Raw genomic sequence first — 20,116 nt, 5'->3', positions numbered from 1 at the left:
TTCGGGGAGGAGTCCTTCACGCGCGTTCAGAGTTCGTAGGTGAGGGTGAACGTGTGGTTGCCCTCGTCGTCCTTGACGATCTCCGCCGTTCCGGTGATACCTGCCAGTTCACCGTGACCGGAGCCCGGCAGGACGATCAGGTGATGCCCGTTCTCCCCCGCCGAGTGATGCAGGACGAAGCCACCTTTACGTCCGTCGACGGTGACAGCCAGCCGCTCGAAGGCGACGTACGCCGACGACGTCCCGTTCACCGCCGTCAGCATCTCCACGGCGCTGGTCCCCTCGACGCCACCGGTGAACGTCTTGGTCAGCAACACCCGGGAGAACTCGGTGCTTTCGGGCTTGTCGGTGGCTTGCGGCTCCCAGCCGTCCACGGTGAACGACGCTGTCGCGGTGTTGGTCATGCCGCTCAGCCTGCCGGACATACCTGACAGAACGCGTCAGGTATTCCTCAGCGCCTCCGGTTCCCGAACAGGCCGCGGGTGATCTCACGTCCAAGCGCACTCGCCGCCGAGCGGAAGAACGACTTCACCGCCGGATTCTTCATCGCCTGCTCGACCATGCCCGGGCCCTCCTTCTCCGGTTTCGGCGCCGGGGGCGCTTCCACCGGTGGTGGAGCCTCGCCCGCGGGCGGCGCGGCCACCTTCGCGGCGAGCTTCTCGTAGGCCGACTCGCGGTCGATCGTCTCGGCGTACTTCGCGTGCAGATCCGAAGACGTCGTCGCCGCGGCGATGGCCTCGGCACCGATGGACCCCATCTTCGACCGCGGCGCGCGCAGCCGGGTCCACGCGACCGGTGTCGGCGCGCCCCGCTCGGAGAGCACCGTGACGATCGCTTCGCCGATACCGAGCGACGTCAGCGCCGAGTCCAATTCGTAGTGCTTCGTCTTCGGGTACGTCTTCACCGTCTTCGTCAGCGCCGCCTGGTCCTCGGGCGTGAACGCGCGCAACGCGTGCTGCACCCGCGCGCCCAGCTGGGACAGGACGTTGTTCGGGATGTCCGTCGGGAGCTGCGTGCAGAAGAACACGCCGACACCCTTGGAGCGGATCAGCTTCACGGTCTGCTCGATGCGTTCCAGGAACGCCTTCGACGCGTCGTTGAACAACAGGTGCGCCTCGTCGAAGAAGAACACCAGCTTCGGCTTGTCGAGGTCGCCCTCTTCGGGCAGTTCCTCGAACAGCTCGGCGAGCAGCCACATGAGGAACGTCGAGAACAGCGCGGGCTTCGACTGGAGGTTGTCCAGCTCCAGCAAGGTCACCATCGCCTTGCCGTCGACCTCGCGCATCAGATCGTGGACGTCCAGCTCGGGCTCGCCGAAGAAGTCCTCGCCGCCCTGAGCCTCCAGATTGGACAGCGCCCGGAGGATCACCCCGGCCGTCGCGGCCGAAACGCCGCCGATGCCCTTGAGGTCCTCCTTGCCCTCGTCACTCGTGAGGTGCGTGATGACCGAGCGGAGGTCCTTCGTGTCCAGCAGCGCCAGCCCGCGCTGATCGGCCCAGTGGAAGATCAGGCCGAGCGTCGACTCCTGGGTTTCGTTGAGCCCCAGCACCTTCGACAGCAGAATCGGGCCGAAACTCGTGATCGTCGCCCGGATCGGCGACCCCTTGCCGCCGGTGCCCAGCGACAGGAACTGAACAGGGAACGCGGCTGGCTCCCAGGAGTCGCCCAGTTCTTCCGCGCGTTTGGTGACCTTGTCGTTGCTCTCGCCCTGCGCGGCGAGCCCTGACAAGTCGCCCTTCACGTCCGCCAGCACCACCGGCACACCCGCGGCCGACAACTGTTCGGCGACCAGCTGCAAGGTCTTCGTCTTGCCGGTACCGGTCGCGCCCGCGACCAGCCCGTGCCGGTTCAGCGTCGCCAGCGGCAGCCGGACCGCGGCACGCGCGTCGGCCTTGCCGTCGATCACGACGGCGCCGAGTTCGACCGCCGGACCCTCGCTGACGTACCCCTGCGCGATCTCCTGGGCTGGACCCTGTTCGGCCACTGTCGCTCCCCTGATCTGTGACATGACTCACCTGAGGGTGCACACGCTGCCAGCAACGCGCCGAACCCGCACGTCGCGCGCCACGAATCCCCGGGTCGGGTTAGGGTTCCGGGGTGAACGACCGCCTAGTCTGGATCGACTGCGAGATGACGGGGCTCGACCTCGGCAAAGACGCGTTGATCGAAATAGCCGCGCTGGTGACCGACGCCGAGCTCAACGTCCTCGGCGAAGGCGTCGACATCGTCATCCACGCCGACGACGAAGCCCTCGACGGCATGCCGGAGGTCGTCCGCGAAATGCACGCCCGCTCCGGCCTCACCGAAGAGGTCCGGCGCTCCACGGTCACCATGGAAGAAGCCGAGCAGCGCGTCCTCGAGTACATCCGCGCACACGTGCCCGAGGCCAACGTCGCCCCGCTCGCCGGCAACTCCATCGCCACCGACCGCGGCTTCATCACCCGCGACATGCCCCTTCTCGACGCGCACCTGCACTACCGCATGGTCGACGTCTCCTCGGTGAAGGAACTCGTCCGGCGCTGGTACCCGCGGATCTACTACGCCAAGCCCGAGAAGGGCCTCGCGCACCGCGCGCTCGCCGACATCAAGGAATCCATCTGGGAGCTCGACTACTACCGTCGCGCCGCCTTCGTCCCGCAGCCCGGCCCGACCACCGAACAGGCCAAGGCCGCGGCCGCTGAAGTGCAGGAACGCCACCAACGGTAACCCGTTGCGAGCCCCGGAAACCGGCACGCTAATATAGTGCGGCCGAGGTGATGGGGAAGCTTCCCGAGCCCGGCGATGGTGGGCGTAGCTCAGCTGGTAGAGCACCTGGTTGTGGTCCAGGAGGTCGCGGGTTCGAAACCCGTCGCTCACCCCATCACCCCAGTTTGGCCGGTTCTTCCGCCAGGCTGGGGTTTCGCTTTTTCATGGGTCCGGTAACACGGCGTGGCCCTCGCGCGAGTTCAGGAAGGAACTCGCGCGGAGGATGCCATGAGACGATGGCCGATCTTGACGTTCTCGGGACTCCTGGCGCTGGCCGGAGCCTGCACGGCCTCTCCACCGAATCAAGTACCCGCACCGTCGACGACGCCGGCCCTGGTCACGACCGTGACCGCGACACCGTCCACATCGGCGCCGCCGCCGGTGACCGTGACGGTGAGCCCGCCCAAGCCGACGAAGACGGCCACATCGGCCAAGAAGTCACCGTGGCGCTGCGAACCCGGCTACCCGAGCTGCTCGAAAGCCCAGTCTCAGAAGTACCTCGCCGAACTCGAGCACCAGAAGTGCCGACGCGATCCAGAGAAGATCTGGGACACCGGCACCCAGAAGTGCCGCTACAAGACCAGCGGCGAGACGCAATGGGAGCACTTCTACGGCACCCTGCCGCCCGGAACGCCATGAGGGGTCCTGTCAGGACTGATTCCGTCCTGACAGGACCCTCCTGGCAACAGGTCAGTTCCGGTCGCCGCCGGTCTTCCAGTCATCCCAGGACATCTGCCACACCGACCAGCCGTCGGTCGGCTCCAGCACCTGCGGGCCCGAGTTGGTGACGGTGATGATGTCACCCTTCTTCGAAGTTTCCATCAGCCACTGCGCGTTCTCGGTCGACAGGTTGATGCAGCCGTGGCTCACGTTCCGCTTGCCCTGTGAACCGACCGACCACGGCGCCGAGTGGTAGAAGATGCCGCTGTTCGACATCCGCACCGCGTACTTCACGAACGTCCGGTAGCCGGCCTTGCTGTCCGTCGGCACGCCGTAGGTGCTCGAGTCCATCGTGTACCCGGTGTGCTCGCTCATCACCGTGTAGGTCCCGGCCGGGGTGCTGCTCGACGGCTTGCCCATCGAGATCGGCATCTGCTTGACCTCTTGGTCGTTCACCACGACCTTCATCTGGTGGGTGCCGCCGTCCGCGGTCGCGACCAGCTTGTCGCCGACGACCACCTTGGCAGGCTTGTCCTCGCGGCCGAAGGTGTTGTTGCCCAGGTTCTTGCCGTAGATCGCGGCGTTGACCGAAATCTTCGTGCCCGCCTTGAAGTACTCCTTGGGCCGCCACATCACGGTCTTCTCGCCGAACCAGTGGAACGCGCCCTCGGCCTGCGGCTCGGTGACGATCTTCAGCGCCTTCTCGGCCGCCGCCTTGTCCGGCACGTTGGCGGTGAAGGTGAAGATCAGCGGCAGCCCGACGCCGACGGTCTCCCCTTCGACCAGGTTGATCGAGACACCGATCTGACGGCCCGGCTTGGCCGTGGAGAACGTCGAGGTGGAGGTGACCGGCTTGCCGTCGGTCCCGGTCGCGGCCGCGGTGACGGTGTAGGTCTTGCCGTAACCGAGCGGCTCCGCCGACTCCCAACCCGAACCGTCTTCCTTCGGCTTGCCCGCGACGACCTTGCCGTCGGCGCCGGTCAGTTTGACCTCGCCCACCTTGCCGTCGGCGACGGCCACCTGGACCGGCTCACCGGGCGCCACGTTCGCCGCGCCCTGCGCCGGCGTCAGCGTCACCACGGCGGCCTTCGGCTCCGGCGCGGGCGCTCCACTCTGCTGCGAACCACCGGGAGCACCACCCTGAGACGGCGATTCACCCGACGGTGTACTGCTGCAGGCGGCCAGTGTGAACCCGGCCACCAAAGCCACCACAGCCACCCGCGACCGCCCCGTCGCTCCCCAGACCCTCATGCACACCGCCCGTTTCGCGTGGTACCAACCCCAACGTCTGGCTATAGTCTGCCTGACCGGCCGCAACGCCCGCGGCCGGATGGCCGAATACGTCCCGGCCCGTCGCAAGGGGACCCCCCTGAAACGGGCCCCAGCAACCCTGTGTTAATGTTTTCCACGTCGCCGAGGGGAACACCAAGGCGGCGGACAAGCAGGCGCCATTAGCTCAATTGGCAGAGCAGCTGGCTCTTAACCAGCGGGTTCGGGGTTCGAGTCCCTGATGGCGCACAGTGAGTAACCAAAGCCCACCAACGATTTCCCGTCATTTCAGGGGTGCCGTTGGTGGGCTTTGTTGATGCGTGAGCCCGAGGTGGGGCCACCGTGAGCCCGTTCGAGTGCCTCTCCTCGGTAGATGAGGCGCGGACCTCGACCGCTGCCCTGCCCCCCGTTGTTGTCGACCGCGAGTGGCGCGTGACCTGCAGATCTTCTGACCCCGTTCGTAGCCGGCGCGACGAATAAGGCTCGCGGTCGCTTCGGCGCTTGCACGGGCGAGGGACGGGAGCACGCTGGTGTAGGTGTCGGCCGTCAGGACGATGCTCGCGTGGCCCAGCATCGTCTACACCGTCTTCAGGTCATTCCCTGCGGCCACAGCTCGGGCTCAGCGATGATGCAGGCGTCGCAGGTAGGCCACCTCGTGGCCGCAGGCGCGGCGACCGCGACCGGCGACGCCGCCAAGCTCGAACAACGGCGCCGGCACCGAGCTGTGGGACTGCGTGAACGGCAACAAGCAGCGCTGGGTGCTGCGCGCCAAGGGCAACGACAGGTACGCACTCCAGAACGTCAACTCCCTCAAATGCCTGGCGGTCGCGGGCGGTGGCGTGAACAACAACGACTCCCTGGTGCAGAACGGCTGCGCCGGTACCGTGCCCGAGCAGCTCTGGGAGTTCGTCCCGGTCGGTGACGACGGCATGATGGAGCTGCGCAACGTCAAGAGCGGCAAGGCCGCCACCGCCGCGGGCGGCGGCACCGACAACGCCACTCTGGTCGTGCAGTACACCAACACCCACGCCAGTAATCAGGCCTGGCGCTTGATCGATGTCAACCACACCGGTCAGACCATCGCCATGCAGCCCGGTGTCATCGAAGTCAAGGCGGTTCAGTCCCAGCGGTGCCTGCAGGTCTCCGGTGGTGTCCAGGACGCGCTCGCGGATGGCCGCGGGACCGAGCTGTGGGACTGCGGCAGTGGCGGTAAACAGCGCTGGGAACTTGTCGACCTCGGCAGTCACAAGTACGCGCTGAAGAACGTCAACTCGAAGAAGTGCCTTGACGTCACAGCCTTCCAGGCCCGCAACGGTGTGTCGCTCACGCAGTACAACTGCCACCTCGACGTAGACCAGCAATGGACCTTCGTCACCGGCAAGAACGGCGCGGTGAAACTGCAGAGCGCGTTCAGCGGCGGTATCGCCTCCGTGCTCAACTCCGGGACGCACAACGGCGGGCCGGTGCAGCAGTTCGCCGACAGCAACGGCGACGACCAGCAATGGCTCGTCACCGCTCACCGCACAACCTGATGAGGTAGCCTTCCAAATGGGCGGGCCAAGCTGACCCGCGACCAGACAAAAGTTCTTGACGGATCCAAAGCTCAAGTTTATTCGACCACACGAACCATTCGTGTTCATTCTAAGGTGAAATGAGTTGTCCGGAGATTTCATCGTAGATCCACCGGGGCGCGTTCAGCCACCGCAGATGCTGTCATGGATGCCCTCGCGGGGACTGCTGCTCCGAGTGATTGAATCCATCGCCGGCGAAGTCGCGGACGACGAACTTTCCGAAAATCTGAACCACTTCACCGAAGGTGGATACAGTTTCTTTTCCCTCAGCGTATACACGAGCAAGCAAGCCGAAGAGATCATGGCCGTAATCCGAGAATCGCTCTTACCTGCAGTTGCCGAATGGTACCCGGGCGACGTCGATGCCTACGACTTTGCAACGGAGTTAGTTGATCTCGTGGAGCAGGCCCGAGAGCTTGAGCTGATCAATTAAACGACCGATGAGCGGCGGTGGCTCCTCCTTGACTCGGAGAAGGAGCCACCGCCTCCCTGATGGCGCACGCCCAGACTCCAGGCCACGGATCACCACAACCTGGTTGCTTTCCTCTGTCCACAATGGTCACCAGCGAGCCCGAGAACGCTCGCCAGGTCCGTGGACTGCCTCGGGATGATCCCGGCCACAGCATTCGCTTCGTCCACTGGCGCAGCCGTTCCCTCGCGGTCGGGTTCGGCGAACGGGTCGGCGGCGATCAAGCGATTCGGCAGGCCGCAAGGAGATGCCCCACTGCCGGGTTTGGCCCCAGCGCGAGCGGGTAGCCACTCGTCGAGTCCTCGCGGGACCTCGACGGCGGTGGGCGGTGTGCACGCACCCCACCGCGCCCCAGGACGGCCGGCTTTCCGTTGGTGAGGGTGGAACTCCCAGGGGAGAGCCGGCCGTTCAGGACCTGAGTCATCGACAGTGGCGACTTGAACACACAGGGTTCTCTCAATACCGTGGAGTCCTGAGCGACCCCACGGTGGTTCGGGGAAAGGGAACCGCCATGTCGTCGCCAGACGAACCCATCGGCATCCGCCGTCAGCTGGACGACGTGACGACGGCGTTGGAAGCGCTCATCCGGTCTTTGGAGGACGACGGCGCCCTGGACACCGCGCTCCAGGTGATCTCCCGCCAGCTGCTCCACGTCATTCCCGGCGCGGACATCGTCAGTGTGACCCTGCTGAAGGACGGCGTCCCGGCGACGGCCGCCTGCACCGATCAGCGTGCCCTTGGCATCGACACCGACCAGTACCGTGCCGGGTCCGGGCCGTGCCTGGAAGCCGCGGTGAAGCGGCAGATCGTCCGGGTGGACGTCGGGTCCGCGCACACGCGCTGGCCCGAGTTCGCCGGACAGGCGGCGTCCGCCGGGGTCGCCAGCTTCCTCTCGGCGCCACTGGCGATCGACGCCGAGCACACCGGTTCGCTGAACCTCTACGGATTCCACGTCCACGCCTACCGCGAGGTCGACGCCATACTGCTCGAACTGTTCGTGACCGCGGTCGAAGGCGCGATGCGGGCCACCGCCCGGTATCGGATCGCCAGGGAGGAAGCCGACCAGCTCGCCACCGCGTTGCTCTCCCGCGCCGTGATCGACCAGGCCAAAGGCATCCTCATGGGTGTACACGGCGTCTCCGCCGACGAAGCCTTCCAGCTCCTGGTGGAGCAATCACAGCGAAAGAACGTCAAACTCCGCGACTTCGCCGAGCAGCTCGTCACCGCGATCGTCCAGGCACACCATTGAGCAGCCCTGGTGTTCGTACGCCGAATGGAGGACGGTGGGGGCATGACCTCCCCCAAGCCGGATCCCGAATTGCTCGAGACCGCGGCTCGCCTTGTCCAAGCGCTCGAGGGACGGGCGGCGGTCAATGAAGCGGTCGGTGTCCTGCAGGGCTGGCAGGGCTGCGACACCGCGCACGCGCTCGACGAGCTGACCGACGGCACCGGTCCGGCGGGACGCGACGCCGAGGCCGTCCGGATCGCGGCCATCGTCGACGCCCAGGCCGACGGCACCGCCGACCCCGACTACGAGGGCTGGGTCTAGGTCAGGTTCGCCGGGTCGAGTGAACCGTCGGTGATCGCTCCCGTGACGTCGCGCAGCGCGAGGGCGTGTTCGGTCGCGTAGCCGAGGATCGCGGCATGCGCGGCCGCGGGCTCCATGCCGAGTGTTCCCGCCACGACGCCGACGGCCTGGCCGAACTGGACCCGGTCGTTGAGCGCGGTGACCGTGGTTTCGAGGAACCGGTCCGCACGGCGCTCGCCGCGTTCCTGTACCAGCGCGAGCACCGCCAGGTCCGCCACCACCTGCCCCAGTTCCAGCTGCCACCGCTCGAACACCGTTTCGGTGTCGTAGAGCAGGTTGAACCCGCCCACCGCCCGTTCGTCCAGCCTCATCGGCACCGCGACCGCCGAGTGGAATCCGGCCGCGAGCGCGGCGGGCACGAAGTCCGGCCACTTCGCCCGATCAGCCGCCAAATCGGGCGAAGTGATCACGGTGGCCGACGCGATGGAATCGACACACGGCCCTTGATCGATGTCCGTTTGCAGCGACTCCAGGAACCGCACCTTCCCGTCGGACGCGGCCACCACGTTCAAGCCGCCACCGGGCCGGACCAGCAGTACACCGGTCGCGGCCGCGCCGAGCAGATCCGTACCGACCTCGGTGATCAGACGCAGCACGGAGGCGTTGTCCGGGGTGTTGACCAGCCGGGCGGTGATGGCGGCCAGGGCCTCGGTCAGATCGGCGGGCAGGGTGCCGGGACCGCCGTCAGCCCTTCGGTGGCGACTCATGTTTCCTCCAGGTCGACGGTTCATTCGGCGAGCTCGTCCAGGACGATGCGCCGTTCCAGCACATCACGGGCGACGTCCAGGATCGACCGGTTCCGTCCGTAGGCGTGCGCCCGCAACCGGGTGAAGGCGTCGTCCAGGCCGATGTGCAGCTGGGCGGCGAGCATGCCGGTGGCCACATTGACATCCTGGAACGACCGCACCGGATCCGGGGCGAATTCGTGGCCTTCGACCTCGGCCGTCCTCGCCTGCCGCAACAGCGCCGCCGCGCCGAGGTCCGCCGCCAGCACGGCATCCCTCAGTTCGTCGCTGGGCAGCCCGCCGGGGCCGCGGCGGATCAGTTCCAGGGTGCCGAGCCGGATGGCCCCGAACTGGAGCGGGAACGCGAACATCGCCGCCACCCCGCCGTCGAGGGCGGCCTGTGCGAACCCCGGCCAGCGCACCTGCTCGAACCTGAGGTCGGAGACCAGCACCGGGGATCCGGCGGCGAACGCCTCCACGCCAGGACCCTCGCCGACGGTGTACTGCGCTTCCGCCAGATCGGCGGCCCACGGGTCGCTGGCGCCCAAGACCTCCTCGGCGTGCGAACCACCCCGCAACGCCAGAATCGCCGCGTCCACCCGGTCGAAAGTCTCCACGCAGGCGAGACACACGGTCTGTGCCCAGCTGTCACGGCGGCCCGCCACATTCTCGGCGGAGGCAATGGCCCGCCACAACGGTCCCCGATGCCGCCCATCCACCGCCGTGCTCCCTCGTCCGCCGCGGGCCATCCGAGCTGACGCCCGGAACCATCACCCTACGAGATACCGCCGGTGACGGCAGCTTCATCCCGGCGGCAAGTCAGCGCCGGGCGAGGACTCGCTTCGCCAGCCAACCGGCGTAGACGGCCAGTCCGGCGAACCCGGCCTTCCTGGTGGGGCGGGCCGCGATCGCCAGGCCGATGGCGACTTCGGTGGCGCCGTTGCGGTAGGTCCAGTTGCGGACGTCGTCGGCGAAGGCCATCCGCGTGACGGGTTCGAAGGCCGCCGGAGCGGCGAAGTGGGCGAGACCGGTCGCGGCGATGCCGAGGCCGAGGACCTTGCCGGTGCGTGAGGACATGGAGTTGCCTTCCTTGTTCAGTCGAGGACGCCGGCGCGGCGCCAGAGCCGTCGGCTCGGGCCGCCGATGAGGCCGATCTCGGTGAAGTGTTCGACGGCCTTGGCCGCCCACGACGCCTTGGTCCGCCGCCAGTGCGGATTCGCGGCGGCGACCTGGCGGGCTTCGCGGGGATCGAGTCCGACTGCGGTGTACGCCTTGGGGTGCAACAGCTCCGACGTCGCGACGTAGGCCATGCCGGCGATCGCCCAGCGGATCAGTTCGCGGCCGACGCGGCCGTGCCTTGCCCAGGCCCGCCCCAATTCGTCCTTCGCGAAGCTGATGTGGCGTGCCTCTTCGATGACGTGGATCCGGGAGATCATCCGGATCATCGGCTGCAGGCTGTCGTCGCGCATCATCTCGCGTTGCATGCCGTCGGCGAGTTCTTCGACGTAGATGGCGCCGGCGAACAGCAGCGCCGGACCGCAGATCGCGCCGAACACCTTGCCCGCGCGGTGTGCCGAGCGGCTCGGGCGCCGGACGACACCGCCGCTCTTCTCGATCGAGCGGGCGAACATGGTGCTGTGACGGCATTCGTCGGCGATCTCGGTGAGCGCGTACTGGGCGTTGTGGGTCGTCGGGTCGCTGTTGTAGACGTGCCGCACGAGGCCCTGCATGAGGATCAGCTCGAACCAGATACCCGACGCGGCGGCGGCCGCGGCCTCCTGACGGCTCAGCTCGGCACGACGGCTTTCGTCGAGACGTTCCCACAATTCGGTGCCGTACAAGGAACATCGTTCCGGGGCCTTGCCGTACGCCCCGTCGACCAGCGGTGCGAGCCAGTCGACGTCGACGTCCGGGTCGTAGGAAAGCCGTGCGGAGGAGCGCTGCAGGCGCTCGGCGACACGTTCGCTCTCGGCGTTCGCGGTCAAGACGACCTCCTCGGATCCGTGTGCTCCGGCAGCGGTCCGCCGCCGTCCGGGATGACCTGTCCGGAATCGCGGTAGGCCACCGCCTCGTGGAAACCATCGCGTTCGGCGAATTCGCGGAACCAGCGGCCTTCCGGGGTGTGCCGGGTGATGCCGTCGAAAAGCGTCGCGAGCGTCTGCGTGCCGGAGAGGCCCATGTTGTCGTAGGCCTGGTTGATCATCAGCTTCTGCATCACCAGCTGGTTCGTCGGCACACCGGCCATCCGGTCGGCCAGTTCCTCGACGGCGGCTTCGAGCCGTCCGGGTTCCACCGCCTCGAGTGCGAGTCCCCAGTCCGCCGCGGTGGTGCCGTCGATGGTGTCTCCGGTGAGCAGCATCCGCTTCGCGCGCTGAGCGCCGACGCGGTAGACCCACATCCCCGTCGTCGGGCAGCCCCACACCCGTGCGGGCGGATAGCCGATACGCGCGTCGGCCGCCATGATCAGCACGTCGCACGACAGCGCGATGTCGCTGCCACCGGCGATCGCGTGTCCCCGCACCTGGCAGATGGTGGGCTTCAGCGAGCGCCACAGGCTGAAGAAGTCGTCGGTGTTGCGCTTCATCACCCGGTAGTCCTTGACCGGATCCCAGACCGGGCCCTGGTTCCAGCGGCCTTCGGCGTCTTCCTCCGCGAACTGTTTGAGGTCGTACCCGGCGCAGAACGAGCGGCCTTCGCCGCGCACCACGATCACGCGGACCGCGTCGTCCTCGTTCGCCCGCTCCACGGCCTGCCGGATCTCGCCGGGCATGACGTCGTTGATCGCGTTGAGCCGCTCGGGGCGGTTCAACGTCAGATATGCCTTCCGGTCTTCGACGCGGTACGTCAGCGTCTCAAGCTCCATCGGAGCCTCCCAGCGCCCGAAGGGTGAACGTGACCAGATGCGGGATCGTGTCCGGTCCGCTTTCCCCGGCCAGTGGCCCGACCAGCATTTCCGCACCCGCGCCGACGAGCGCCGCGGCGGTCGCTTCCGCGTCCTGCGGCGGCAGCAGTCCTTTTTGGACGCCGTCGGCGATGTTCCTGGCGATGACCTCGCGGAACGCGCGGCGGAAGACCAGCCGTTCGGCCTCCACGACGGCGTCGACCGGTTCGGCCAGCAACGCGTACGCCAGCCTCGGCGCCTTCAGCGCCCGGCCGGCGAAGGTCTCGATCACCGCGACCACCCGCTCCCGGACGTCGCCTTCGGACGCGGCGGCCTCGACGGCGTCGACCTCCCGGGAGACCACCTCGCGGAAGACCTCGACGACGAGGTCGGCCTTCGAGGGGAACTGCCGGTACACACTGCCGGTGCCGACCCCCGCCCGCGCCGCGACCGCGGCCATGGAGCAGCCCGCGTAGCCGGTCTCGGCCAGCAGCGCGATGGCCGCGACCAGGATCTCCCCTCGCTGGGAGTCCAGTCTTGCCTGCGTCTTCGGGGTGCGTCGGTACGGCACGTCAAAGAGTGAAGCACGGATTCCGCACTTCAGTCCAGCTCTTCCCGGAACAGTCCGTGATCCACCGCGGTGGCCGCCACGAAACCCATGGCGGCCGCGGTCGCCACGAACGTCATGCCCGGCGGGCACGATTCCCGCCGCGCCAGATCTCCTGCGGCGTAAACACCCGGCACACCGGTGAATCCGGCGTCGTCGACCCGCACGGTCCCGTCGTCCTGGACGACACAGCCGAGCTTCCCGGCCAGCGGGTCGGCCTGCCGAGTGGTGGCATGGAGGAAGACCGCCGCGCACGCCACCGGCTCGCCGTCGCGGAACGTGACCCGTTCGACGGCGTCACCGGGTCCCTCCACACTTCGCACCGGCTCCGTGCGCACGCGGACGGAACGTTCGCCCAGGATCGCCTCGTCTTCGGAGGACAACGGGATTCCGTTGGTGCACAAAGTGACCTCCGAACTCCATCCGGTCAGCTGAGCGGCGAACAAGACATCCTGCCGCCCCTCGGTGGCCAGGACGGCGAACGGACGATCCCGGACCTCCCAGGCGTGGCAGTACGGGCAGCCGAGAACACTCTTTCCCCAGCGCTCGGCCAGCCCCGCGATCGCGGGCAGGTCTTCGATCACGCCGGTGGCCAGCACGATCCGGCGCGCATGCACCGAGTGGCCGTCCTCGAACCCGACGGTGAAGTCGCCGCATTCACCTTCGACCGCCTGGACCCGGCCCTCGCGCAGGCTGACCGCCGGGTATTCCCGCAGTTGCTCGCGACCGGCCGTCCGCAGCGCGTCCGGGGTCATCCCGTCACAGGCCAAGAGGCCGTGCACCCCCATGGCGGGGGAGTTACGGCCCGGCCCGCCGTCGACCACCAGTGCGCTGCGCCGGGATCGGCCGAGCACCAGCGCGGCGCTCAACCCGGCGGGCCCGGCACCGATGATCACCACGTCATATCCGGCATCGCGCACGGCACGGCCTCTCTGTCGGGAAAGTCGGGGTGGCTCCCGCGTACCCGCTGGGTCCACGTTCACACCGGCTCCCGGCGGGCCGCCGGTGATCGACACGTTCGTCAGCACCGCGTCCTCGACCGGATGGCGCCCGGCCCTAAATCGCGTGACCGGCCGGGAACACACTGCTAACGTCCGGCCTGACCAGGTGTTTCCCGCAGAGATGGAGAACGGCGTGCGCCGAGCTGTCGAGTCCCCGAGCCGTACGGACCTTTCGACAGCCCTGGAGCCGTTCATCCATGGATCACCTGAACATCGGAATTCTCGCCCACGTCGACGCCGGTAAGACGAGCCTGACGGAGCGCCTGCTCCACCACACCGGCGCGATCGGGACCCTCGGCCGCGTCGACGCCGGGGACACCCGCACCGACACGATGGAGCTGGAACGCCGTCGCGGCATCACCATCCGCTCGGCCGTGGTCGCCTTCCGCATCGGCGAACTGCACGTCAACCTGATCGACACCCCGGGCCACCCGGACTTCATCGCCGAGGTCGAACGCGCGCTGCGGGTGCTCGACGGCGTCGTCCTCGTCGTTTCCGCCGTCGAAGGGGTGCAGGCGCAGACCCGGGTGCTCATGCGCGCGCTCAAGCGGCTGCGGATCCCCGTGCTGATCTTCGCCAACAAGGCCGACAGGGCAGGTGCCCGGTACGACGGCCTCCTCGCCGATCTCGCCGGACGTCTCGGTGTCACCTGCGTGCCGCTGTCCGAAGTCGACGACATCGGCACGGCGGCCGCGAAGATCCGGCCGGTCCCACCGCCGCCCGCGTTGGCCGAACAGCTCGCCGAGCACAGCGACGCGTTCCTCACCGCGTATCTCGAAGACACGGTGACGGCCGAGGACTACCGGGCCGAAGTCGTCCGTCAGACCCGGCTCGGCGTCGTGTCCCCCGTCTTCTTCGGTTCCGCGCGCAGCGGCGAAGGGATCGCCGAGCTGACCACCGGTATCCGCGAATTCCTTGCGGGAGCGGCGAAGCCGGTGCCGGACGATCGGCTGCGCGCCACCGTGTTCAAGATCGAACGCGGCCGCGCGCACGAGAAGATCGCTTACGTCCGCGTGTTCTCCGGTGAGATCGGCGCGCGGGACCACGTCCGGTTCCATCGCCGTGGACTCACGAAGGAGGCGAAGGTCAGCGCGGTGCACGTCTTCGAACTCGGTGACGAAACCGTCGAGGGCCGGGCGCGGGCCGGTCAGATCGCCAAGGTCACCGGGCTCAAGGAAATCCGGATCGGCGACCTCGTCGGCGTTGCCGAGGGCGAGGGCGCCACCGCACAGTTTCCGCCGCCCGCTTTGGAAACCGTGGTCAGCCCGGTTCGGCCAGAAGAGACGGCGTCGGTGTTCGCCGCGCTACAGGAACTGGCGGAACAGGATCCGCTGATCACCGTCCGGCAGGACGACGAGACGCGCCGGATCTCGGTGCGGCTCTACGGCGAGGTGCAGAAGGAGATCATCGCGGAGACACTCGCCACACAGCACGGCCTCGACGTCACGTTCAGCCTCACCCTGCCGGTCTGCGTCGAACGGCCGGTCGGCACCGGGCATTCGGTGTGGTTCATCACCGAGAAACGGAATCCGTACTTCGCGACACTCGGGCTGCGGGTCGGCCCCGGCGCTCCCGGATCAGGGCTGACCTTCGGCCTCGACGTCGAACTCGGCTCTCTCCCCCTCGCCTTCCACAAGGCCATCGAAGAGACCGTCGACGCGACGCTCCGGCGAGGCCCCTCCGGCAGGGAGGTGATCGACTGCGACGTGACCGTCACCCACACCGGCTACTTCAGCCCGGTCAGCGCGGCGGGCGACTTCCGCAAGGTCACCCCGCTGGTGCTCGGGGAAGCGCTCCGGGAGGCGGGGACCGAGGTGCTCGAACCGGTCAGCCGGATCGAGGTGGAACTGCCCGCGGACTCGGTGACCGCGACGCTGTCCCGGCTGGTCGAACGCGGTGGGACCGTCACCGGATCGGCGGCCCGTGGTGACCGGGCCGAACTGACGGGGATCCTGCCCACGGGAGAGGTCGCCGGATTCGAACAGCAACTACCGGGGATCACTCACGGTGAAGGCCTGATGGCAAGCGAACCGGCGGGACACCGGCCACGGGTTAGCCCGAATCGGGCAATGCCCGGCTAGCCGGAACGAGTACGTTCTTGGTGGTCGGCGAAATCCGCCGTCCGAGGGAAAGGGCCATGATGGATCAGTTTCGCGACACCGCTTCGGCGTTGCGGGAGCTCACGGAGTCGATGCGGCTCGACGAGCCCCGCGACGAGTTGCTGGAACGGGTGGCGAAGAAGGTGGTCGGCCTGCTGCCGGGTGCGGACGGGGCGACGGTCACGCTGTACTCCGGCGACGAGCCGAGCACCGTCGCCACCACTGACGAATCGCTGCTGGCCCTGGACAAGGCGCAGTACAGCGCGGACGAAGGTCCCTGCCTGAAAGCCGCCGAGAGCGGCACGATCGTCCGGACCCGGCTGGACGACGAGACCGCCGGACGCTGGCCGGATTTCGCGGCCGCCGCCGAACAGCTCGGCGTGCGGACCGCGTTGTCCTGTCCGCTGTTCGTCCCGGACGACTCCCACATCAAGCGGCGTGAGACCGAGTCGCTGGCCGGCGCCCTCAATGTCTGGAGCTTCGAGGACAACGCCTTCGACCCGGTCGAGGCGGCACTGGTCGCGATGTTCACCTCGGCGATCTCGGCGATCATCCTGACCGCGTCCCGCTGGGCCGCCGCCGAACGACAGGCGGAGACCCTGGTCGCCGCGTTGGAGACCAGGGACGCCATCGCCACCGCGAAGGGCATCGTGATGGCCCGTCTGGAGCTGAACGCCGAAGAAGCCTTCCGCTGGCTCACCGAGGCGTCACAGCACACGAACCGCAAGATCCGGGAGATCTCCGTGTTGATCGCCGAAGACCCGGGCGCGGTTTTCGGCCGCTAGCCCAGCGAGATCCGCCGGTTCTCGCGTGACGACTCCAGACCGGCTTCCGCGAGCCGGATGCCGCGCACCCCCGCCATGAAGTCGTAGGGGTGCGGCGCGTCCTCCACGACGTGGCGGACGAACTGCTCCCACTGCGCGCGGAAACCGTTGCCGAAGTCCTCGTTGTCCGGCACTTCCTGCCACTGCGAACGGTACGACCGCGTCTCGGCGAGGTCCGGGTTCCACACCGGCTTCGGGGTGGCCTCCCTCGGCTGGATGACGCATTTGTGCAGGCCCGCGACCGCGCTGCCCTTGGTGCCGTCGACCTGGAACTCGACCAGTTCGTCGCGGTGGACCCGCACGCACCAGGACGAGTTGAGCTGGGCGATGATCCCGCCTTCGAGCTCGAAGATCGCGTACGCGGAGTCGTCGGCCGTCGCGGCGTACCGGTCACCCTTCTCGTCGACGCGCTCCGGGATGTGCGTGACGGCCTTCGCGGTCACGGCGTCGACGGCGCCGAAGAGGTTCTCCAGCACGTAGTTCCAGTGGCAGAACATGTCGACGACGATGCCGCCGCCGTCTTCGGCGCGGTAGTTCCAGCTGGGGCGCTGCGCCGCCTGCCAGTCGCCCTCGAAGACCCAGTACCCGAACTCGCCGCGCACGGAGAGGATCCGGCCGAAGAAGCCGCTGTCGATCAGGCGCTTCAGCTTGAGCAGGCCGGGCAGGTACAGCTTGTCGTGGACGACGCCGTTCTTGACCCCGGCCGCCTCGGCGTGCCGTGCCAGCGCGAGCGCGCCTTCGACCGACTCGGCCACCGGCTTCTCGGTGTAGATGTGCTTGCCCGCGTCGATGGCGCGGATGATCGACTTCTCGCGGACCGCGGTCAGCTGCGCGTCGAAGTAGAGCGGGAGGTCGTCGTCGCCGAGGGCGGCGTCGAGGTCGGTGGTCCAGCGGGTGAGCCCGTGCCTGGTGGCGATCTCCTCGAGCTTGTCCGCGTTGCGCCCCACCAGAACCGGCTCCAGCTGGACCCGCGACCCATCGGCCAGCTCGACCCCGCCGGCCTCCCTGATCGCCAGGACCGAGCGCACCAGGTGCTGCCGATAGCCCATCCGCCCGCTGACGCCGTTCATCACGACGCCGAGTTTCCGCGTGGTCATCCGTTCTCCTTTGAAAGCGCTTTCCTGCGCACATCCTGAAAGCGCTTTCTCACCCTGTCAAGACCGATGCGAGGAAAGTCCCTCCGGCTCAGGACGCCGGGTCGTAGGCGCGGACGGCGTCGAGGTACTCGGTGATGGCGTCCCGGTTGCGCAGCAGGCATTCGGCACGCCGGGTCATCCGGTCGCGTTCGGCCTCCAGGGTCTCGAGCATCTCCCTGGTCGCGTCCGGGAAGTAGATCTGCCGGGGTTTGTCCAGGCACGGCAGGATCTGCTTGATGATCCGGGTCGGCAGCCCGGCGTCGAGCAGGCCACGGACCTGGATGACCCGGTCCACCGACGGCTCGCCGTAGTCGCGGTAGCCGTTGGCCTGCCGCTCCGAGATGATGAGACCCTGCTCTTCGTAGTACCGCAGCAGACGGCGCGACGTCCCCGTCCGTTCCGAAAGCTCCCCGATCCGCATGTGCGCCACCTCACTCCGGCCGACTTGACCTTCACATCTATGTGATGGTTCGAGCATACGGATCATGACTCCGAAACTCCCGCTCGGCGCCTTGCTCGCGCTGACCACGGCGGCGTTCGTCACCGTCCTCACCGAAGCCCTGCCCGCCGGGGTGCTGCCCGCGATGAGCGCCGGCCTCGGTGTCGGCGAAGCGGCGACAGGGCAGCTGGTGACGGTGTACGCGATCGGCACCGCGCTCACCGCGATCCCCCTTTCCGCCGCCACCGCGGGCTGGCGCCGCAAACGTTTGCTCCTGGCCGGTGTGGCCGGTTTCGCCGTCGCCAACACGGTCACGGCACTGTCCACGAACTACCCCCTGACGCTCGGCGCGCGATTCGTCGCCGGGATCGCGGCGGGCGTGGTCTGGGCGCTGCTGACCGGTTACGCCCGTCGGCTGGCGCCGGAACCGGTGCGCGGCAAGGCGATCGCCATCGTGATGACCGGCATCCCGCTCGCGCTCTCGCTCGGCATCCCCGCCGGCACCTTCCTCGGCGGCCTCTTCGGCTGGCAGGTGACGTTCTCGCTCATGTCGGCGCTCGCGCTCGTCCTGCTCGGCTGGATCACGCTGGCCGTCCCCGATTTCCCCGGGCAGGACAAGGGCGGCAGGCTCCCGGTGCGCAGGACCCTCGCCGTACCGGGCGTGGCCGCGGTCCTGTTCGTGACGCTGACGTTCGTGCTGGCGCACAACATCCTCTACACCTACATCGCCACCTTCCTCGAGCACGTGTCGATGGGCGGCTCGGTGGATCGGATCCTGCTCGTGTTCGGGCTGGCGTCGATGGTCAGCATCTGGTTCGTCGGCCTCCTCATCGACCGGCGGTTGCGCCCGCTGACCGTCGCGGGCACGCTCCTCGTAGCGGCCGGGGCGACGATTTTGGCTCTGCCGGGCGAAAGTCCGGCGCTCGTCTACGTCGCCGTGACACTGTGGGGACTCGGCTGGGGCGGGATCCCGACACTGCTGCAGACCGCGGCCGCGCAAGCGGGCGACAAGGGCGGCGCGGCGGACATCGCGCAGGCCATGCTGGTCACACTGTGGAACGCGGCGATGGCGGGCGGCGGGATCGCCGGCGGCGTCCTCCTCGACGGCTTCGGCGCCGGTTCGTTCCCGTGGAGTGTCCTGGTGCTGCTCGTGCCGACGCTGGCCGTGGTGCTGGTGGCGCGACGGCACGGGTTCACAGCGGCAGTTCCGGATGACTCCGGATCGCCTCGAGAACCAGGTCGACAGCGGCGCGCGGCGCGGACCCGCGCCTGATCGCCGCGGTGATGGCGCGGTCGACCGGCGTCGCGAGCTCACGGGTGGCGACGCGGTAGCGCCGGTCGACGGCGAGGCCGGGCAGGAGAGCGATCGACAGCCCGGCCTCGACGTGCTGCAAGGTCATCATGTAATTGCTGAACCGGGCGATCACGCGCGGCTCGAACCCGGCTTCGCGGCAGAGCCGGGTGGCGAGGTTCGCCATGTAGGACTGGGGGATGTCGAACGCCCATGGCTCGCTCGCGTAGGCGGCGAGGTCGGCGGGCCCGCGGCCCGCGGCCGGATGACCGGGCGGGACGACGAGCACGATCGGGTCGGTCGCGAGCGGGACGAGCTCGATGTCGGGGCCCAGCGGCTGCTCGACGAAGTCCGTGGTGGTGATGATGACGTCGGCGTCGCCGACGCGGAGCGCGGGCATGCTCACGTGCGGTTCGAGTTCGAGCAGTTCGATCTGGAGACGCGGATGTGAGCGCGCCAGCCGGTTCACCGCGGGGACGGCGATGGTGTGGATCGAACTCTGGAAGGCACCGAGGCGGACGAGCCCCGCCGGCCCCTCGCCGAGACCGCGCAGCTCGGCCTCGACGGTGTCCATATGGTCGAGGATCTCCCTCGCGCGGCGGGCGAGCATCCGCCCGGCCGGGGTCAGCCGGACGCGGCGGCCGGTGCGTTCCAGCAGCTGGGTACGCGTTTCGGCCTCGAGGACCGCGAGCTGCTGGGACACGCTCGACGCGCTCAGGTTGGCCGCCTTCGCGACCGCGCGGACGGTGCCGAGCGTGTCCAGCCTGCTCAGCAGGCCGAGCCTCCAGGGATTGAGCATGGACGCCATTGT

Annotated in this window: 22 protein-coding genes, 2 tRNA genes and 1 pseudogene; 12 read left to right on the top strand and 13 right to left on the bottom strand. The window is 68.2% G+C overall.

The window, feature by feature from the left end:
- Positions 1–26: 26 nt before the first annotated feature.
- Positions 27–404 carry a DUF3224 domain-containing protein gene (locus tag ACIHAO_RS30820; protein WP_396563719.1) on the bottom strand — a complete coding sequence of 126 codons (378 nt, stop codon included), beginning with the start codon at positions 402–404 and terminating at the stop codon, positions 27–29.
- Positions 405–451: 47 nt separating this feature from the next.
- Positions 452–1,984 carry a helicase HerA-like domain-containing protein gene (locus tag ACIHAO_RS30815; RefSeq protein WP_396563904.1) on the bottom strand — a complete coding sequence of 511 codons (1,533 nt, stop codon included), beginning with the start codon at positions 1,982–1,984 and terminating at the stop codon, positions 452–454.
- Between the two features lie 113 nt (positions 1,985–2,097).
- Between ACIHAO_RS30815 and orn the strand changes: the two genes are divergently transcribed.
- The 3 genes from orn (at position 2,098) to ACIHAO_RS30800 (ending at position 3,384) form a co-directional block, all read left to right on the top strand.
- Positions 2,098–2,706, top strand: coding sequence for an oligoribonuclease (orn, locus tag ACIHAO_RS30810; RefSeq protein ID WP_125786885.1), 609 nt, complete (start codon positions 2,098–2,100; stop codon positions 2,704–2,706).
- Between the two features lie 78 nt (positions 2,707–2,784).
- A tRNA-His gene (locus ACIHAO_RS30805) sits at positions 2,785–2,860 on the top strand.
- 113 nt (positions 2,861–2,973) lie between these two features.
- Positions 2,974–3,384 carry a hypothetical protein gene (locus ACIHAO_RS30800; RefSeq protein WP_396563716.1) on the top strand — a complete coding sequence of 137 codons (411 nt, stop codon included), beginning with the start codon at positions 2,974–2,976 and terminating at the stop codon, positions 3,382–3,384.
- A 51-nt stretch (positions 3,385–3,435) separates the two neighbouring features.
- Here the strand turns inward: ACIHAO_RS30800 and ACIHAO_RS30795 are convergent, their stop codons facing one another.
- Positions 3,436–4,656 (bottom strand): Ig-like domain-containing protein, encoded by a 1,221-nt coding sequence (locus ACIHAO_RS30795; RefSeq protein ID WP_396563714.1) that lies wholly within the window; start codon positions 4,654–4,656, stop codon positions 3,436–3,438.
- 194 nt (positions 4,657–4,850) lie between these two features.
- Between ACIHAO_RS30795 and ACIHAO_RS30790 the strand changes: the two genes are divergently transcribed.
- From ACIHAO_RS30790 to ACIHAO_RS30765, 6 genes and pseudogenes are all read left to right on the top strand, one after another.
- Positions 4,851–4,923, top strand: a tRNA-Lys gene (locus ACIHAO_RS30790).
- Between the two features lie 458 nt (positions 4,924–5,381).
- A pseudogene (locus ACIHAO_RS30785) lies at positions 5,382–5,741 on the top strand (RICIN domain-containing protein); the annotation flags it as partial.
- 18 nt (positions 5,742–5,759) lie between these two features.
- Positions 5,760–6,206 (top strand): RICIN domain-containing protein, encoded by a 447-nt coding sequence (locus tag ACIHAO_RS30780; RefSeq protein WP_396563902.1) that lies wholly within the window; start codon positions 5,760–5,762, stop codon positions 6,204–6,206.
- A 124-nt stretch (positions 6,207–6,330) separates the two neighbouring features.
- A complete protein-coding gene (locus ACIHAO_RS30775) occupies positions 6,331–6,678 on the top strand; it encodes a hypothetical protein (RefSeq protein WP_396563712.1) in 348 nt (115 codons plus the stop codon).
- A 547-nt stretch (positions 6,679–7,225) separates the two neighbouring features.
- Positions 7,226–7,963, top strand: coding sequence for an ANTAR domain-containing protein (locus tag ACIHAO_RS30770; RefSeq protein ID WP_396563710.1), 738 nt, complete (start codon positions 7,226–7,228; stop codon positions 7,961–7,963).
- A 42-nt stretch (positions 7,964–8,005) separates the two neighbouring features.
- Complete coding sequence (locus tag ACIHAO_RS30765) at positions 8,006–8,263, top strand: hypothetical protein (RefSeq protein WP_396563708.1); 258 nt, start codon at positions 8,006–8,008, stop codon at positions 8,261–8,263.
- Here the strand turns inward: ACIHAO_RS30765 and ACIHAO_RS30760 are convergent.
- From ACIHAO_RS30760 to ACIHAO_RS30730, 7 genes are all read right to left on the bottom strand, one after another.
- Positions 8,260–9,009: a GAF domain-containing protein gene (locus ACIHAO_RS30760; protein ID WP_396563706.1), complete on the bottom strand. Its 750-nt coding sequence runs from the start codon at positions 9,007–9,009 to the stop codon at positions 8,260–8,262. The two genes, ACIHAO_RS30765 and ACIHAO_RS30760, sit on opposite strands and share 4 nt — an antisense overlap.
- A 20-nt stretch (positions 9,010–9,029) precedes the next feature.
- On the bottom strand, positions 9,030–9,644 hold the full coding sequence (locus tag ACIHAO_RS30755; protein WP_396563704.1) for a GAF and ANTAR domain-containing protein: 615 nt from the start codon (positions 9,642–9,644) through the stop codon (positions 9,030–9,032).
- A 202-nt stretch (positions 9,645–9,846) separates the two neighbouring features.
- Positions 9,847–10,104, bottom strand: coding sequence for a hypothetical protein (locus ACIHAO_RS30750; protein ID WP_125792319.1), 258 nt, complete (start codon positions 10,102–10,104; stop codon positions 9,847–9,849).
- 17 nt (positions 10,105–10,121) lie between these two features.
- Positions 10,122–11,012: a diiron oxygenase gene (locus tag ACIHAO_RS30745; RefSeq protein ID WP_396563702.1), complete on the bottom strand. Its 891-nt coding sequence runs from the start codon at positions 11,010–11,012 to the stop codon at positions 10,122–10,124.
- Positions 11,009–11,890, bottom strand: coding sequence for a crotonase/enoyl-CoA hydratase family protein (locus tag ACIHAO_RS30740; RefSeq protein WP_396563700.1), 882 nt, complete (start codon positions 11,888–11,890; stop codon positions 11,009–11,011). Before ACIHAO_RS30740 ends, ACIHAO_RS30745 begins: the two co-directional genes overlap by 4 nt.
- Positions 11,880–12,479 carry a TetR/AcrR family transcriptional regulator gene (locus tag ACIHAO_RS30735; RefSeq protein WP_125786893.1) on the bottom strand — a complete coding sequence of 200 codons (600 nt, stop codon included), beginning with the start codon at positions 12,477–12,479 and terminating at the stop codon, positions 11,880–11,882. Before ACIHAO_RS30735 ends, ACIHAO_RS30740 begins: the two co-directional genes overlap by 11 nt.
- Positions 12,480–12,508: 29 nt before the next feature.
- Complete coding sequence (locus tag ACIHAO_RS30730; protein ID WP_396563697.1) at positions 12,509–13,435, bottom strand: NAD(P)/FAD-dependent oxidoreductase; 927 nt, start codon at positions 13,433–13,435, stop codon at positions 12,509–12,511.
- A gap of 278 nt (positions 13,436–13,713) precedes the next feature.
- Between ACIHAO_RS30730 and ACIHAO_RS30725 the strand changes: the two genes are divergently transcribed.
- Positions 13,714–15,597 (top strand): GTP-binding protein, encoded by a 1,884-nt coding sequence (locus ACIHAO_RS30725; protein ID WP_396563695.1) that lies wholly within the window; start codon positions 13,714–13,716, stop codon positions 15,595–15,597.
- 59 nt (positions 15,598–15,656) lie between these two features.
- Positions 15,657–16,400 carry a GAF and ANTAR domain-containing protein gene (locus ACIHAO_RS30720; protein ID WP_396563900.1) on the top strand — a complete coding sequence of 248 codons (744 nt, stop codon included), beginning with the start codon at positions 15,657–15,659 and terminating at the stop codon, positions 16,398–16,400.
- Here ACIHAO_RS30720 and ACIHAO_RS30715 read toward each other — a convergent pair.
- Both ACIHAO_RS30715 and ACIHAO_RS30710 read right to left on the bottom strand, forming a co-directional pair.
- A complete protein-coding gene (locus ACIHAO_RS30715) occupies positions 16,397–17,536 on the bottom strand; it encodes a Gfo/Idh/MocA family protein (protein WP_396563692.1) in 1,140 nt (379 codons plus the stop codon). The two genes, ACIHAO_RS30720 and ACIHAO_RS30715, sit on opposite strands and share 4 nt — an antisense overlap.
- 88 nt (positions 17,537–17,624) lie before the next feature.
- Complete coding sequence (locus ACIHAO_RS30710) at positions 17,625–17,996, bottom strand: MerR family transcriptional regulator (RefSeq protein WP_396563690.1); 372 nt, start codon at positions 17,994–17,996, stop codon at positions 17,625–17,627.
- Positions 17,997–18,060: 64 nt separating this feature from the next.
- Here ACIHAO_RS30710 and ACIHAO_RS30705 point away from each other — a divergent pair, with 64 nt between their 5' ends.
- Complete coding sequence (locus ACIHAO_RS30705; protein WP_396563688.1) at positions 18,061–19,287, top strand: MFS transporter; 1,227 nt, start codon at positions 18,061–18,063, stop codon at positions 19,285–19,287.
- On the opposite strand, the gene ACIHAO_RS30700 is transcribed toward ACIHAO_RS30705, so the two are convergent.
- Positions 19,208–20,104, bottom strand: coding sequence for a LysR family transcriptional regulator (locus ACIHAO_RS30700; RefSeq protein WP_396563686.1), 897 nt, complete (start codon positions 20,102–20,104; stop codon positions 19,208–19,210). The genes ACIHAO_RS30705 and ACIHAO_RS30700 overlap by 80 nt on opposite strands.
- Between the last annotated feature and the right edge of the window lie 12 nt (positions 20,105–20,116).

Origin of the sequence: Amycolatopsis sp. NPDC052450, from assembly GCF_044547565.1 — a bacterium.
GTDB lineage: Bacteria > Actinomycetota > Actinomycetes > Mycobacteriales > Pseudonocardiaceae > Amycolatopsis.
Note: the sequence above shows the minus strand (reverse complement) of the source record. Positions and strands in the feature narration are given on the sequence as shown.

Excerpts from the sequence above, each read along its gene's own strand:
- ACIHAO_RS30760 (WP_396563706.1), bottom strand. The coding sequence starts at position 9,009 with ATGAGTCGCCACCGAAGGGCTGACGGCGGTCCCGGCACCCTGCCCGCC.
- ACIHAO_RS30725 (WP_396563695.1), top strand. The coding sequence starts at position 13,714 with ATGGATCACCTGAACATCGGAATTCTCGCCCACGTCGACGCCGGTAAG.
- ACIHAO_RS30795 (WP_396563714.1), bottom strand. The coding sequence starts at position 4,656 with ATGAGGGTCTGGGGAGCGACGGGGCGGTCGCGGGTGGCTGTGGTGGCT.
- ACIHAO_RS30770 (WP_396563710.1), top strand. The coding sequence starts at position 7,226 with ATGTCGTCGCCAGACGAACCCATCGGCATCCGCCGTCAGCTGGACGAC.
- ACIHAO_RS30765 (WP_396563708.1), top strand. The coding sequence starts at position 8,006 with ATGACCTCCCCCAAGCCGGATCCCGAATTGCTCGAGACCGCGGCTCGC.
- ACIHAO_RS30750 (WP_125792319.1), bottom strand. The coding sequence starts at position 10,104 with ATGTCCTCACGCACCGGCAAGGTCCTCGGCCTCGGCATCGCCGCGACC.
- ACIHAO_RS30820 (WP_396563719.1), bottom strand. The coding sequence starts at position 404 with ATGACCAACACCGCGACAGCGTCGTTCACCGTGGACGGCTGGGAGCCG.
- ACIHAO_RS30710 (WP_396563690.1), bottom strand. The coding sequence starts at position 17,996 with ATGCGGATCGGGGAGCTTTCGGAACGGACGGGGACGTCGCGCCGTCTG.
- ACIHAO_RS30715 (WP_396563692.1), bottom strand. The coding sequence starts at position 17,536 with ATGACCACGCGGAAACTCGGCGTCGTGATGAACGGCGTCAGCGGGCGG.
- ACIHAO_RS30705 (WP_396563688.1), top strand. The coding sequence starts at position 18,061 with ATGACTCCGAAACTCCCGCTCGGCGCCTTGCTCGCGCTGACCACGGCG.
- ACIHAO_RS30780 (WP_396563902.1), top strand. The coding sequence starts at position 5,760 with ATGCAGCCCGGTGTCATCGAAGTCAAGGCGGTTCAGTCCCAGCGGTGC.
- ACIHAO_RS30800 (WP_396563716.1), top strand. The coding sequence starts at position 2,974 with ATGAGACGATGGCCGATCTTGACGTTCTCGGGACTCCTGGCGCTGGCC.
- ACIHAO_RS30720 (WP_396563900.1), top strand. The coding sequence starts at position 15,657 with ATGGATCAGTTTCGCGACACCGCTTCGGCGTTGCGGGAGCTCACGGAG.
- ACIHAO_RS30740 (WP_396563700.1), bottom strand. The coding sequence starts at position 11,890 with ATGGAGCTTGAGACGCTGACGTACCGCGTCGAAGACCGGAAGGCATAT.
- ACIHAO_RS30700 (WP_396563686.1), bottom strand. The coding sequence starts at position 20,104 with ATGCTCAATCCCTGGAGGCTCGGCCTGCTGAGCAGGCTGGACACGCTC.